This is a genomic window from Aeromonas sp. s6, from assembly GCF_040907815.1.
Taxonomy (GTDB): Bacteria; Pseudomonadota; Gammaproteobacteria; order Enterobacterales; family Aeromonadaceae; genus Aeromonas; species Aeromonas caviae.
In genome coordinates, this window is sequence record NZ_JBFOCN010000121.1 from 20,136 (window position 1) to 32,834 (window position 12,699).

Here is a 12,699-nt window from a genome sequence, read left to right on the forward strand (position 1 = left end):
CATTGCCTGTGCTGATACCGGATGCCACCCTGCTTGAGAAGATGCGCGAGTGTGGCTGCATGCTGGCGCTGAGCGAGCTTGGCAGCAGCGCCCCCGAACTGCTGCAAGCGGGCTGGCCAATTCGCTACTGGCTGCCAGCACCCTCCGGGTACGAGGCGCTGCTCCAGCCGTTGGCAACGGCGCTGGGGCTGCTGCGCCTGGCTCCCCGGGGAGAGGCGCAGCAAGAGGATGATCTCAAGCTGAGTTGAGTGGTGGCTTGTGCAGTCTCGGGGCCGATGTCAAGGAGACAATACACAGAAGGGCGGCTCATGGCCGCCCTTCTGCTGCTTGCTGACACTTAAACTGGTTTGCTGTCCGGTGAGGAAAAGGGAGCGCAGGAGTGTCTGATCACCAGGTCCGGATCCACGGTGATCATGCGGTTTGCGATGGGCTCGCCGTTGATGCGTGCCAAGAGCCGGGTGACGGCGAGACGGCCCAGCTCCTCTTTCGGTTGATTGACCGTGGTGAGCGGGGGGGACATGAACTGGGCCAGCGCCACGTTGTCATAGCCGACGATGGAGAGATCGCGGGGGATCACCAGCCCTGCCTGATGGGCGGCACTGATGACCCCCATGGCCATCATGTCGTTGCAGACAAACAGCGCGGTGGGACGCTCTGGCAGCGCCAGCAGGCGGGTCATGGCGGCGGCGCCGCTGGCGCAGTCAAAGTCTCCCTCCTGGATCCAGCCCGGATTGACGGTGAGCCCGGCCTCCTGCATCGCTTGCTCGAAACCCGCCTGGCGCTGGTTGGCCGGGGCGCGGCTGTGGGGTCCCGTGATGCAACCGATGGCAGTGTGACCCAGCCCCAGCAGATGGCGGGTTGCCAGGTAGCCGCCGCGATGGGAGTTGTCGGCGATGAGATCCACCTCGTCGTTCTCCATGCCCCAGTCCATCACCACGACCGGCAGGCTCTTGAGCCAGTCGAGCTGGTTGAACACCTCCTGCTGCCCCTCGCTGCACATGATGAGCAGGCCGTCGACCCGTTTCCTGAGCATCATCTTGAGGTAGGAGAGCGCCGTCTCGGCCTGTCCTTCGGTGTTGCCCAGCATCAGGTTGTAACCCTGCTCGAAGCAGTAGCGCTCCACCCCGCGCACCACCTCGGCGAAGAAGGGGTTGCTGGAGGTGGTGACCAGCATGCCGATGCTGTTGGTCTCCTTTACCTTGAGGCTGCGGGCCACCAGGCTTGGGGCATAGTTGAGATCGCGCATGGCGGCGAAGACCCGCTCCCGGGTCTCTTCGGCGACGAAACGGGTCTCGTTGATGACGTGGGAAACGGTGGTGGTCGACACCCCCGCCAGCGCAGCCACCTCCTTGATATTGGCCATCAGTGCCCCTGCGCAGTCTGTTCAAGGAGGAAAGCATCGACCTCCTGCTTGCTCGGGATGGAGCTCTGGGCACCAAACCGGGTGACGGAGAGTGCCGCCGCCCCGTGGGCAAAGCGTACGGCTGCGTCAAAGTCGGCGCCGGCGAGCTCGGCCGCCAGGAAGGCGCCGTTGAAGGTATCCCCGGCCGCCGTGGTATCCACCGCCTTGACCCGAAAACCCGGCATGAGCGCCTGTTTCTGCCCCTTGCTGCAATAGACCCCTTGAGACCCCAGGGTGATCATCACCTCACCGATGCCCATCTGGTGGAAGCGGGTGGCAGCCTCCCGGGCGCTCGCTTCGTCCGTCACCTTGACGCCGGTCAGCAGCTCGGCCTCGGTCTGGTTGGGGGTGATGAGGTCCACCAGCGCCAGCAGATCCCTTGAGAGCGGGCGCGCGGGGGCGGGGTTGAGCACCACCCGGGTGCCGTGGGCACGAGCCAGACGGGCCGCTTCCTGCACGCTCTCCAGCGGCACTTCCAGTTGCAGCAGCAGGGTGTGGGCGGCGGCGATCATCGCCTCGTGACCTTGCACTACGGCCGGGGTGAGGGCGCCATTGGCTTCGGCGGAGATGCCGATGCTGTTCTCCCCCTCGTCGCTCACATAGATGATGGCGATGCCGGTGGGGAGCCTGGGGTCGAGTTCGACGGCGCTGACATCGATGCCGTCGTTGGCAAACCCGGTTTTCATCTGGTGGCCGATGGCATCATCACCGATGCGGGCGATGAAGGAGACAGGGGCGCCGAGGCGGGCGGCGGCCACCGCCTGATTGGCGCCCTTGCCGCCGGGAACGACCTGATAGCTGTGGCCGGTCAGGGTTTCACCGGGGCGGGGAAAGTGGGGGACGCGCAGCACATGATCCGCATTCACGCTGCCGAGGACTACGAGACGATTCATTCCTATCACCCTTGGTTGAGTACATCCTGGTCTGGGTGGACCCAGACCAGGCGGCACTGGCGGAAAAAGAGAGGGGAGGCGAACCTCCCCCCGTCAACTTACTTGTTGACGATTTGCAGCGGTACCGGGATGGATTTTTCCACCGGTTGACCCTTGAGCACCTTGTCGGCGGTTTCCACGCCGATGGCGCCGATGAGGGCAGGCTGCTGGGCCACGGTGGCGGCCAGTTTACCCTTGGCCACGGCGGCTTTGCCATCGTCGGTGCCGTCAAAGCCCACGATCATCACCTCTTTGCCAGCGGCCTGCACGGCGCGGATGGCACCCAGCGCCATCTCGTCGTTCTGGGCGAACACTGCCTGCACGGTCGGATGGGCGGCCAGCAGGTTCTCCATGACGTTCAGACCCTTGGTGCGGTCAAAGTCGGCGGGTTGGGAGGCCAGCACCTGCAGTTTGTTGGCGGTGACCGCCAGGGCGAAGCCTTCGCCGCGATCACGGGCGGCGGAGGTACCTGCGATCCCTTCCAGCTGGATCACCTTGGCACCGCTGCCCAGCTTCTCGGCGATGAAGTCGCCAGCCAGCTTGCCACCGGCCACGTTGTCGGAGGCGATGTGGGCCTTGACGTCACCCTGGGCTGCGCCGCGGTCCAGGGTCAGCACCGGGATGTTCGCCTTGTTGGCCAGGCGAATGGCGTTGCCCACGGCTTCGGAGTCGGTCGGGTTGATCAGGATGGCGTTGACCTTGCGCACGGTGAGATCTTCCACGTTGGAGAGCTCCTTGGCCGGGTCGTTCTGGGAGTCCAGCACCACCAGCTCGTAGCCAAGCTCCTTGGCCTTGGCTTCGGCCCCCTCCTTCATGGTGACGAAGAAGGGGTTGTTGAGGGTGGAGACCACCATCGCCAGGGTGTGATCCGCGGCCTGGGCGGTGCCCAGCACGGACATGATGGCGGCAGCGAGCAGGGTATTGAGCTTTTTCATCATTTCATTCCTTGTGTGTGGCGTGGCTTGTTAACGGTTGCTTTTGTTATCGATCATCACAGCAAGCAAAATCACGCTGGCCTTGGCGATCATCTGGTAATAGGAGCTGACGTCGAGCAGGTTGAGGGCATTGTTGAGGAAGCCGATGATGAGGGCACCGATCAGGGTACCCATGATACGGCCCTTGCCCCCCATCAGGCTGGTGCCCCCCAGCACAACGGCGGCGATGGCATCCAGCTCGTACCCCATGCCGGCTGTGGGCTGGGCGGAGGAGAGGCGGGATGTGACGATGAGCCCGGCCAGTGCCGACAGCATGCCGCACAGACCATACACCGCGAGCTTGACCCGATCCACATTGATACCAGAGAGGCGGGTGGCCGATTCGTTGCCGCCGAGGGCATAGATGTGGCGGCCCAGGCGAGTGTGGTTGAGCAGGTACCAGGCCAGCAGGAAGACGATGGCCATCAGCCAGATGGGCACCGGCAGACCCAGCAGGTAGCCGGTCCCGAGCCAGGCGAAGTGATCGGCGCCGTCACTGAAGCCGGTGGAGATGGGGCGCCCCTCGGTGTAGACCATGGTGACGCCGCGCAGGGCGGTCATGGTGACCAGGGTGGCGATGAACGCCTGTACCTTGCCCTTGGCGATGATGAGGCCGCTGATGCTGCCAAGCAGGGCGCCGGCCCCCAGGGTGAGGGGGATCACCAGGCCGATGGGCAGTTCCATGGCCACCATGGTGGCGGCCAGGGCGCCGCACAGGGCCAGTACCGAGCCGACCGACAGATCGATGCCGGCGGTGAGGATGACCAGCGTCATGCCGACCGCCATGATGGCGTTGACCGATGTCTGGCGCAGGATGTTGAGCAGGTTGTCGGCGGTGAAGAAGTTGGGGCTCAGGAAAGAGACCACGCCGATCAGCACCAGCAGCGCGACCAGGGACTTGTTCTCGATCCACCAGGCCATGCTCATGACGCCGCGGCGGGAAAGGGTTTGGGTTGTCATTGTGCTGCCTCTTGCTCTGCTTGCCACTGTTTACCGACTGCCGCTGCCATCAGCTTCTCCTGATTGGCATCGCGGGTGTTGAATTCTGCGCTGATGCGCCCTTCGTGCATCACCATAATGCGATCACTCATGCCGAGCACTTCCGGCATTTCGGAGGAGACCAGGATGATGCTCATCCCCTCCTTCTTGAACTGGTTGATGAGCTGATAGATCTCCTTCTTGGCGCCGACATCGACGCCGCGGGTCGGCTCATCCAGGATCAGCACCTTGGGCCGGGTCAGCAGCCCCTTGGCGATGGCCACCTTCTGCTGGTTGCCGCCGGAGAGGAGCTTGATCAGCTGATCCTGACTCGGGGTCTTGATGTTGAACAGACGCACATAGTCTCCTACCGCCTGGCGCTCGGCCTTGCCGTCAATCTTGCCGCCACGAATGAACTCGCCGAGGGCGCACAGGCTCATGTTTTCGCGCACCGACAGCTCCAGCACCAGGCCGTCGCCCTTGCGATCCTCGGAGATATAGGCGATGCCAGCGGCCAGACCATCGGCCGGGCTTCTGGGTACCAGGGCGTGGCCATCCACCGTCATCTGGCCAGCGCTGATGGGGCTGGCACCGTAGATGAGCTTCATCAGCTCGGTGCGGCCGGAGCCCATCAGGCCGCTAAAGCCCAGAATTTCACCCTGACGCAGGGAGAAGCTCACCCCGCGCACGCCGGGGCCGGCCAAATCCTTCACCTGCAGGCTGACGGGGCCGAGTTCGCGCACCAGGCGCGGGTACTGCTCTTCCAGCCGGCGACCCACCATCATCTCGATGATCCTGTCTTCGTCGAGATCGCTCACCGCCTGCTCGCCGATCCACTTGCCGTCCCGCAGCACGGTGACCCGATCGCAGATTTCGAAGATCTCCTTCAAGCGATGGGAGATATAGACGATGCCGCAGCCCTGCTCGCGCAGTTCGCGAATGACGGTGAAAAGCTGCTCGGTTTCGGTGTCGGTGAGGGCATCGGTGGGTTCGTCCATGATGATGACGCTGGCATCGAACGACAGCGCCTTGGCGATCTCCACCATCTGCTGTTCGCCGATGGAGAGATCCCCTAGCCGGGTATCCGGGCCGTGTTTGACGCCAAGTCGTGCCAGCAGGGTGCTGGCCCGTTCGCGCAGTTGCTTGTGGTCGATGCTGCCAAAACGGGTGCGCGGTTCGCGGCCGAGGAAGATATTGGCGGCAATCGACAATTCCGGCAGCAGGTTCAGCTCCTGGTGGATGATGCTGATCCCCTGATCCTGGGAGTCGCGGGGGCCCTTGAAGTGAACCGGCTGGCCGCGATAGCTGATGCTGCCCGAATCGGCCTGGTAGATGCCGGTCAGCACCTTCATCAGGGTCGACTTGCCAGCGCCATTTTCGCCGAGCAGGGCCATCACCTGGCCCGGATAGACCCGAAGACCCGCTTCGTCGAGGGCGCGCACACCGGGGAAGGTCTTGACGATCTCGGTCAGCTCCAGAATGGGTGAGAGGGGGGAGGTTGTGCTCATTTGCAGCTTCCTTGAAGAGGCCTTCTTTGAAGAATTCAGAACGCCACACCGGCGCAGAGGATCAGGTTGGCGTAGGGAGTCACCTCGCCGCTGCGCACGATAGCCTTGCTCTGGCAGGAGCGAGCCTTGAACGCTTCGTGCAGGCAGTACTCGATGGTGATGGGCTTGCCCTGGGCGGCTGCGTGGGCCTCCAGCTGATCCACCAGCGCCTGATGGGCGGCGGGACTGATCTGCTTGATCTCGCTTGCCATGATCACCTTCTCCACCACCAGGTCGGTGAGTAGGGCGGTCAGTACGGTTTCAAGGCTGGGGGTGCCCGCCATCAGCGCCAGATCGATGCGCTCGGGGCCTGCCGGAATGGGCAGGCCCGCATCGCAGACGGTGATCTCGTCGGTGTGGCCCATCTGCGCGACCAGCGCGCTTAAGGGAGCATTGAGCAGCTTGCCTCGTTTCATACAGCACCTCGGCGGCCTGGGACCGCATATGGATATTGAGTTGGGCAATCGGTTACGCAACCGGTTGCGTCATTAGGGCGAAAGATAAGTGTTAACCGTTAACGGGTCTAGGCAGTGATGACGAAAATGTGAAAACGATCTCAGTGACAGGGCAATTTCAGAAGAAACGGGTGCCAGAAGAGCACCCGTCTGAGAGGCGTCGCCGGATGTTGCCCGTACAAAAAGGCGTACCCAGCGCGAGGAGATCAGAGGGCGAGCGCCGCCTGCACTGCGGGGCGGGCCAGCATGCGCTGATAGTGATCCGCCACCTTGGGAAACTCGCTGATGGCAACCCCGTCGCTCTCGAGCCAGCCTGCAATCACGAAGAGGTAGATGTCGGCCAGGCTGAAGCGCTCCCCCAGTACCCAGGGGCCGGCCAGATAGTGGCGCTCAATCTGGTCAAAGCCATCGCGCATGTTCTGGGGCATCTTGGCCTGCATGGCAGCCATGGCCTGTTCATCGTCGGCCCAGCGGCCGGGACGGCGTCCATGGGCATGGGCGACATGGACGGTGGAGACGAGGAAACTGTGTACCTCCTGTATCCTGGCCAGGAGGAAGGGGTCATCCAATGGGGCCAGCCCGGCGTTAGGAAAACGCTGGGCCACGTAGAGCAGCAGAGCCGGTGTTTCGGTCAGCACGCCATGCTCCGTCACCAGTGCCGGGACTCGCCCCTTGGGATTGATGGCGAGGTAGTCGGGGCTGCGCTGTTCACCAGCGGCCAGATCCAGGCGCTTGACAAGGTGAGGGGCACCGGCCTCCACCAGAGCGATGCGCACCGCCATGGCACAGGTACCAGGGGCAAGATAGAGCGTCAGTTCGGACATGACCGTTTTCCTTGTGTGAGAGAGAAGAGCCAGTGGACATCTCGTCCGCCAGCGCGCGCCATTATCCTACCCCCGTTGGACAGAGGGGCCAAGGGTGAGGGGAACTTCATCAAGAAGGGCTGCAAGGCCTTTGGTATCAATGGCTTTCTGAACGGAAGATAACAGGAAAAACGGCTACGCATGCCGGTTCAAACCGCTATAATGTGCCACCTTGGATCAGTCGTCAGTGAATGTTGGACAGTCAATTGAGTAATAGAATGCGGATCGGTGGAACCCTCGAACAGTCCCTCAGCCAGGGATATCGTCTGGACCTGCAAGGGGTGTTGAAAGAGGGGTGGCAACAGACTCGTCGTACCGGTTTCGGATTGGCGCTGGCCATCGCCGGGGTCATGGCAATCTGGATCCTGCTGAGCAATACCTTGCTGACACCCTATGTCGCCCGTGAAGGGGGGGGTATGGATATGGCCCTGATCCTGAGCCTGCTGGTCACGGTGATCATGTCACCCATGACCTCCTCCCTCGACATGCTGGGGTTGCAGCAGTCGGTGGGGGTGCGCGCCCGGCCGAGCCAGGTATTCGACTTCTTCCGCCACTTCCTGCGCCTGGGCAGCCTGAGTCTGCTCGGCAGCCTCATCACCAGCCTGTTTGGCCCCCTGTTCGAGCTGCTGGGCGTGCCGGTGATGCTGGCCTTCATCCCTTCCGCCCTGGTGGGCATGGGGCTGGTGTTTACCGTACCTCTGGTGCTGGAGCGCGGTCTTTCCCCGGCTCAGGCCATTCTGGTATCCCTCAAGCTCTTTGCCCGGGGATGGCCCAGCATAGTGCTGCTGCACGGGGTCATGCTGGCACTCTTCTTCCTGGCGCTCATCCCCATGGGGCTGGGACTTATCTGGGTGGCGCCGCTCTACTTCAACTGCAAGGGCATTCTCTACCGGGATCTGTGTGGGGTGGCAGTCGAAGTGACCGAGGTTGCCAGTGGCAACGGCGGGCAGGGCCCGGATCATTTCAACGCATAACGGGATACCAGGGGGTCAGCCGGTGTCGACCCGCCCGGAGCGTGATGCAAAAGGATGGCATATGAACAAGCGATACGGGATGGCGGCGCTCCTGCTGGTACCCATGCTGGGACAGGCTGAGCCGTCCCTTGAACTCGACTACGGCACCTTCTACAGCCAGATGAAGACCTTCGCCAAGGGGGAGTTCGGCCACGCCAGACTGGGCTTTTATCTGGCCAGTCAACAGAACGGTCGGCGCTGCGGGCTCACCTCGGCCCGGGTCTCGACCCCGGACAGGGATGTGCCCGCCGAGGTCACGGTGGATGGCGAACTGCGTCTGCCCTATGACGAAGATCTCAACCTCGACAAGGCGATCGTGGTGGTGGGGCTCACCGAGGCCCATGCCGCCTGCGATCTGTCGGTACAGGTGATGGCCGACGCCCCCGCCACACCCGAGGTGCCGCTGGCCGAGCTTGTCTCGCGCCAGCAGCAGATGCAGCGATTGCTCGACAAGATGGCCGGCATGGTCGGCCAGTATTTCCTGCCCAAGATGGAAGGGGTGCGGATCTCCATGGTGGCGCCCGCAGGCACAGCCTACCTTGTGGAGGGTGCCCGTCAGGAGGCCGTCTCCTGGCAGCAGGGGCAACTGCTGCTCAGCAATGCGCAGCTGAAGGGGTTTGCCCAGGGCAAGCTGCAACTGCAAGGGGAGATCCTGCGTCTGACCCCCTGGCTGCACAAGGGGTAGCGACCCGAGTCCGCAGATTGCCAGAATGAAAAAAGGAGCGCCTGGCGCTCCTTTTTTGTGGGTGACGGGGCTTAGCGCACCTCAATCACGTCCAGCATGTCCATCTCGTCGATGTCCAGCAGCGGCGCCTTGGGCAGCTCGGGCGGATCAAATGCCTTGTCGCCACCGTCGATGATGCCGGAGTCGCGGTTGATGCTCTTGAAGTCAAACAGCTGGTGATCGAGCAGGTGGCTCGGGATCACGTCCTGAATGGCGGTGAACATGGTTTCGAGACGACCCGGGAAGCGGCGATCCCACTCCTGCATCATCTGTTTGATGGCCTGGCGCTGCAGGTTCTCCTGGGAGCCGCACAGGTTGCAGGGGATGATGGGGAAGGCCTTGACCTCGGCATAGCGCACCAGATCTTTCTCCTTGCAGTAGGCCAGGGGGCGGATCACCACGTTCTTGCCATCGTCGCTCACCAGCTTGGGGGGCATGGATTTGAGCTTGCCACCGTAGAACATGTTGAGGAACAGAGTCTCGAGGATGTCGTCACGGTGATGGCCAAGGGCGATCTTGGTGCAACCCAGCTCCTGGGCGGTGCGATACAGAATGCCGCGGCGCAGGCGGGAGCAGAGCGCGCAGGTGGTCTTGCCCTCCGGTACCTTCTCCTTGACGATGGAGTAGGTATCTTCTTCCACGATCTTGAAGTCGATGCCGAGGGTGCTCAGGTATTCGGGCAGCACGTGCTCGGGGAAGCCGGGTTGCTTCTGATCCAGGTTGACGGCCACCAGATCGAAATGGATGGGGGCGCTGGCCTTCAGGCTCATCAGGATGTCGAGCATGGCAAAGCTGTCCTTGCCGCCAGACAGGCAGACCATGATCTTGTCACCCTCTTCAATCATGTTGAAGTCGGCGATGGCCTGGCCCACGTTGCGCCGCAGGCGTTTCTGCAGCTTGTTGAAACTGTATTTCTCTTTGGCGTTAAGCTCTTCTAGCATGGCCTCAAACCCGGGACAAAAATAAGCGGCTTATTATAGCCATGTCCCGGGGGAGGGCAAGAAACGCTTATGCAGGATGACGCCTGTCATCCACAGGGCTGCTGTAATCGTCGGGTTTGAGGATGAGAATGTCGCAGTTGAGCCTGTCCACCACGTGCTCGGCGGTGTTGCCAAGCAGGGCGGCAGAGAGGCCGGTACGGCCGACGCATCCCATGATCATCAGGGTGGCATTCAGATCGTCCGCCATGTCCGGCAGCACCTCCTCCGGCAAGCCTTCCGCCACCTTGGTCCACATGTGGTTGATGCCGAACTGATCGGCATGCTCCCGCAGCAGATCTTCATGGTGTTTGCGAATGGCATCGTTGTAGGCGTTGGGATCGAACTCTGGCAGTTCGATGGCGACATTGACCGGGGTGCCCGGGTAGGTGTTGACCAGATAGAGACTGGCACCAAGCAGCTCGGCGATGGCGATCCCCTCGCGGGTGATCCGCTCGTTGAGCACCTTCTGCTCCTTGTCATCGCTCGAGCAGTTGATGGCGGCAATCAGGTTGCCCCCCCGTTGCCAGTGCCCTTCTTTTACCAGCAGAACCGGACAGGGGCATTTGCGCAGCAGGTGCCAGTCGGTGGGGGTGAAGATGAAGGTTTGCAGGAAGGAGTGCTTGTGAGTCGCCTTGACGACCAGATCGTGACGCTGTTCCAGCACTTCCTGAATGACGCACTCGAAGGGACGGTTGTGCCAGAGCACTTTCACTTCGCATTCCAGTCCTCTGGCCCGATAGGGAGTGAGGATCTCGTCGAGCCACTCCCGACGCTGGGCGATGACACCATGGCGCATCTCTTCCCGCTCGTCTGCCGAGAGCATGGCGGTCATCTCGTAAGAGAAGTCGTAAATCGTCAGGAGCAGGGTCAGCTGGGCGCCCTCATCCAGCTCGGCGACCTTGACCGCGCGCTCGAGCGCGATCTGGCGCTCCTCCTCGGGATTGATCACCACCAGAATGTTTCGGTACTTGACCATGTTCTCCTCCTTGGTAAAAAGGCCAATGATGGCAACTCTTTAGCTATTACAGCTTAGTCCAAGGGGGGAGACGGGAAGGTGTGCCGGATCAAATTTCAGGGTGATCCGATCCGGCAAAAAAGGGAATAAACGGGGATTAACCGCAGGGAGGACGAGTGGCTCCGGCCATGACGCCCAAGGCAACGTTGTCCAGTACAGTAATGTATTTGCCTTTGACGCTGATGAGACCGGATTTCTGGAAACGGCCCAGCAGGCGGCTGATGGTCTCGACGGTGAGACCGAGGTAGTTGCCGATGTCTCCACGGGTCATGGAGAGGCGGAACTCCTTGGCGGAGAAGCCGCGCTCGGAGAAACGAACCGAGAGATTGTGCAGGAAGGCAGCGAGGCGCTCTTCGGCGTTCTTTTTGGAGAGCAGCAGTATCATCTCCTGGTCGCCCATGATCTCGTTGCTCATCAGCCGCATGATCTGCTGGCGCAGTTTGGGCATCTTGCCAGAGAGGTCGTCGAGCACATCGAACGGTATTTCGCACACCATGGCGGTTTCCAGCGCCTGGGCGAAGGAGGGGTGGGCCTGCTTGTGGATGGCGTCGAAACCGACCAGATCACCGGCGAGGTGGAAGGCGGTGATCTGTTCGTCACCCTGTTCGGTGATGGTGTATGACTTGATGGTCCCGGAACGTATGGCATAGAGCGACTTGAGCTCATCGCCGGCCTTGAACAACTCTTCACCCTTCTGGAACGGCTTTTTGCGCTCGATGATGCTGTCGAGCTGATCGAGCTCGTTATCGTTCAGGGTGAAGGGGATGCAGAGCTGGCTGATGCTGCAATCCTGGCAATGAATTGCACAGCCACCGCTCTGAATACGTCTGCCAGGTTTCTTGTCCGGGATCATAGGCTCAAATGAATAATTGATTTATATCAAACAAGTTTACCACCATCTCATCCGTTTTGGATAGGGTTTCAAAAGGACGCCATCCCGATCCAGAGGGTGTGGATCCCGTAGGCAATAAGCAGCAAGGCGCCCCCAAGGCGCAGGCTGCGCAGGGTGAGCCAGTAGCGCAATCGGTCTGCCAGCCCCCCTAGCGCAAACAGGGTCGGCAGGGTGCCGAGGCCGAAAAAGAGCATGATGAGTGCCCCGCCACTCGCGGAGCCTGCGGCAGCGCTCCAGGTCAGCATGGAGTAGACGAGGCCGCAAGGGAGCCAGCCCCATATCATGCCAAAGGGGAGGGCCTGCCTGGCTGATGTAAACGGGAGAAACCTGCCTGCCAGCGGCTTGATGAGAGGCCAGAACTTCGCACCGATGCGCTCGAGCAGCAAGACGCCATGCCACCAGCCAGCCAAGTAGAGGCCGAGCGCTATCATCAGCAGGGCGGCGATGAGGCGAAGCCCTGCCAGGGCGTGTTTGCCAGCGCCTATCTCCGTGGTGGTGGCGAGCAAGCCGCCCACCAGCGCGCCCGCCAGCACATAGCTCAGGATGCGCCCCAGGTTGTAGTTGAGCAGATAACCGAGCCTGCCCCAAAAATGCTGCTTCTCGGCAGGTATGGCCATGGAGAGCGCTGCGGACACGCCGCCACACATGCCGATACAGTGGCCGGCACCGGCAAGCCCGACCAGCAGGGCGCCCATGAGGTCAAGGCTGCTGGTCATGGGGCCCGTTTTCCTGTTCTGCTTGTTGTTCAGAGGGGGGCAAGGGGCGCTGCTCCTCGTCAAACAGGATGTTGGAGCCCTGCCTGTCGAGATCCTCGAACTGCTCGGAGCGGATGGCCCAGAAGAAGACGGCGCCGGCAATGACAACGAACAGGATGGCGATGGGGATGAGGACGAAGATAATGTTCATGGCGTGGACCCTGTGGTG

Annotated in this window: 15 protein-coding genes; 3 read left to right on the forward strand and 12 right to left on the reverse strand. The window is 61.9% G+C overall.

The genetic code is table 11. The features are described 5' to 3' along the window. The first annotated feature begins 8 nt into the window (after nt 1-8). Nucleotides 9-248 (forward strand): hypothetical protein, encoded by a 240-nt coding sequence (locus AB5Y50_RS18465; protein WP_029314550.1) that lies wholly within the window; start codon nt 9-11, stop codon nt 246-248. Between the two features lie 89 nt (nt 249-337). Here the strand turns inward: AB5Y50_RS18465 and AB5Y50_RS18470 are convergent, their stop codons facing one another. The 7 genes from AB5Y50_RS18470 to AB5Y50_RS18500 form a co-directional block, all read right to left on the reverse strand. After that, a complete protein-coding gene (locus tag AB5Y50_RS18470) occupies nt 338-1,363 on the reverse strand; it encodes a substrate-binding domain-containing protein (RefSeq protein WP_010674792.1) in 1,026 nt (341 codons plus the stop codon). Continuing rightward, on the reverse strand, nt 1,363-2,295 hold the full coding sequence (rbsK, locus tag AB5Y50_RS18475; RefSeq protein WP_010674791.1) for a ribokinase: 933 nt from the start codon (nt 2,293-2,295) through the stop codon (nt 1,363-1,365). Before rbsK ends, AB5Y50_RS18470 begins: the two co-directional genes overlap by 1 nt. Nucleotides 2,296-2,393: 98 nt before the next feature. Continuing rightward, nucleotides 2,394-3,269, reverse strand: a complete 876-nt coding sequence (gene rbsB, locus AB5Y50_RS18480; RefSeq protein WP_010674790.1) for a ribose ABC transporter substrate-binding protein RbsB — start codon at nt 3,267-3,269, stop codon at nt 2,394-2,396. A gap of 30 nt (nt 3,270-3,299) precedes the next feature. Further along, nucleotides 3,300-4,268, reverse strand: a complete 969-nt coding sequence (gene rbsC, locus AB5Y50_RS18485) for a ribose ABC transporter permease (RefSeq protein WP_010674789.1) — start codon at nt 4,266-4,268, stop codon at nt 3,300-3,302. Further along, the gene (gene rbsA / locus AB5Y50_RS18490) at nt 4,265-5,794 is read right to left on the reverse strand and encodes a ribose ABC transporter ATP-binding protein RbsA (RefSeq protein WP_010674788.1); all 1,530 of its coding nucleotides are present in this window, start codon (nt 5,792-5,794) and stop codon (nt 4,265-4,267) included. The genes rbsC and rbsA overlap by 4 nt, the downstream gene beginning before the upstream one ends. 35 nt (nt 5,795-5,829) lie before the next feature. Beyond that, nucleotides 5,830-6,249 carry a D-ribose pyranase gene (rbsD, locus tag AB5Y50_RS18495; RefSeq protein ID WP_010674787.1) on the reverse strand — a complete coding sequence of 140 codons (420 nt, stop codon included), beginning with the start codon at nt 6,247-6,249 and terminating at the stop codon, nt 5,830-5,832. Between the two features lie 245 nt (nt 6,250-6,494). Further along, complete coding sequence (locus AB5Y50_RS18500) at nt 6,495-7,112, reverse strand: glutathione S-transferase family protein (protein ID WP_010674786.1); 618 nt, start codon at nt 7,110-7,112, stop codon at nt 6,495-6,497. 257 nt (nt 7,113-7,369) lie between these two features. Between AB5Y50_RS18500 and AB5Y50_RS18505 the strand changes: the two genes are divergently transcribed. Both AB5Y50_RS18505 and AB5Y50_RS18510 read left to right on the forward strand, forming a co-directional pair. Continuing rightward, the gene (locus tag AB5Y50_RS18505; RefSeq protein ID WP_010674785.1) at nt 7,370-8,125 is read left to right on the forward strand and encodes a hypothetical protein; all 756 of its coding nucleotides are present in this window, start codon (nt 7,370-7,372) and stop codon (nt 8,123-8,125) included. A gap of 61 nt (nt 8,126-8,186) precedes the next feature. After that, the gene (locus AB5Y50_RS18510) at nt 8,187-8,849 is read left to right on the forward strand and encodes a DUF2987 domain-containing protein (protein WP_010674784.1); all 663 of its coding nucleotides are present in this window, start codon (nt 8,187-8,189) and stop codon (nt 8,847-8,849) included. A 71-nt stretch (nt 8,850-8,920) separates the two neighbouring features. On the opposite strand, the gene ttcA is transcribed toward AB5Y50_RS18510, so the two are convergent. From ttcA to ccoS, 5 genes are all read right to left on the reverse strand, one after another. After that, nucleotides 8,921-9,829, reverse strand: coding sequence for a tRNA 2-thiocytidine(32) synthetase TtcA (gene ttcA / locus AB5Y50_RS18515; protein WP_010674783.1), 909 nt, complete (start codon nt 9,827-9,829; stop codon nt 8,921-8,923). 67 nt (nt 9,830-9,896) lie between these two features. Then, nucleotides 9,897-10,844, reverse strand: coding sequence for a universal stress protein UspE (gene uspE / locus AB5Y50_RS18520; RefSeq protein WP_010674782.1), 948 nt, complete (start codon nt 10,842-10,844; stop codon nt 9,897-9,899). A gap of 136 nt (nt 10,845-10,980) precedes the next feature. After that, complete coding sequence (locus tag AB5Y50_RS18525) at nt 10,981-11,736, reverse strand: FNR family transcription factor (protein ID WP_010674781.1); 756 nt, start codon at nt 11,734-11,736, stop codon at nt 10,981-10,983. A 68-nt stretch (nt 11,737-11,804) separates the two neighbouring features. Further along, on the reverse strand, nt 11,805-12,491 hold the full coding sequence (locus tag AB5Y50_RS18530; protein ID WP_010674780.1) for a sulfite exporter TauE/SafE family protein: 687 nt from the start codon (nt 12,489-12,491) through the stop codon (nt 11,805-11,807). Beyond that, the gene (ccoS, locus tag AB5Y50_RS18535; protein ID WP_010674779.1) at nt 12,475-12,681 is read right to left on the reverse strand and encodes a cbb3-type cytochrome oxidase assembly protein CcoS; all 207 of its coding nucleotides are present in this window, start codon (nt 12,679-12,681) and stop codon (nt 12,475-12,477) included. Before ccoS ends, AB5Y50_RS18530 begins: the two co-directional genes overlap by 17 nt. Nucleotides 12,682-12,699: the final 18 nt, after the last annotated feature.

Coding starts and splice junctions, on each gene's coding strand:
- AB5Y50_RS18470 (WP_010674792.1), bottom strand. CDS start 1,363: ATGGCCAATATCAAGGAGGTGGCTGCGCTGGCGGGGGTGTCGACCACC.
- rbsK (WP_010674791.1), bottom strand. CDS start 2,295: ATGAATCGTCTCGTAGTCCTCGGCAGCGTGAATGCGGATCATGTGCTG.
- rbsB (WP_010674790.1), bottom strand. CDS start 3,269: ATGAAAAAGCTCAATACCCTGCTCGCTGCCGCCATCATGTCCGTGCTG.
- rbsC (WP_010674789.1), bottom strand. CDS start 4,268: ATGACAACCCAAACCCTTTCCCGCCGCGGCGTCATGAGCATGGCCTGG.
- rbsA (WP_010674788.1), bottom strand. CDS start 5,794: ATGAGCACAACCTCCCCCCTCTCACCCATTCTGGAGCTGACCGAGATC.
- rbsD (WP_010674787.1), bottom strand. CDS start 6,249: ATGAAACGAGGCAAGCTGCTCAATGCTCCCTTAAGCGCGCTGGTCGCG.
- AB5Y50_RS18500 (WP_010674786.1), bottom strand. CDS start 7,112: ATGTCCGAACTGACGCTCTATCTTGCCCCTGGTACCTGTGCCATGGCG.
- AB5Y50_RS18505 (WP_010674785.1), top strand. CDS start 7,370: ATGCGGATCGGTGGAACCCTCGAACAGTCCCTCAGCCAGGGATATCGT.
- AB5Y50_RS18510 (WP_010674784.1), top strand. CDS start 8,187: ATGAACAAGCGATACGGGATGGCGGCGCTCCTGCTGGTACCCATGCTG.
- ttcA (WP_010674783.1), bottom strand. CDS start 9,829: ATGCTAGAAGAGCTTAACGCCAAAGAGAAATACAGTTTCAACAAGCTG.
- uspE (WP_010674782.1), bottom strand. CDS start 10,844: ATGGTCAAGTACCGAAACATTCTGGTGGTGATCAATCCCGAGGAGGAG.
- AB5Y50_RS18525 (WP_010674781.1), bottom strand. CDS start 11,736: ATGATCCCGGACAAGAAACCTGGCAGACGTATTCAGAGCGGTGGCTGT.
- AB5Y50_RS18530 (WP_010674780.1), bottom strand. CDS start 12,491: ATGACCAGCAGCCTTGACCTCATGGGCGCCCTGCTGGTCGGGCTTGCC.
- ccoS (WP_010674779.1), bottom strand. CDS start 12,681: ATGAACATTATCTTCGTCCTCATCCCCATCGCCATCCTGTTCGTTGTC.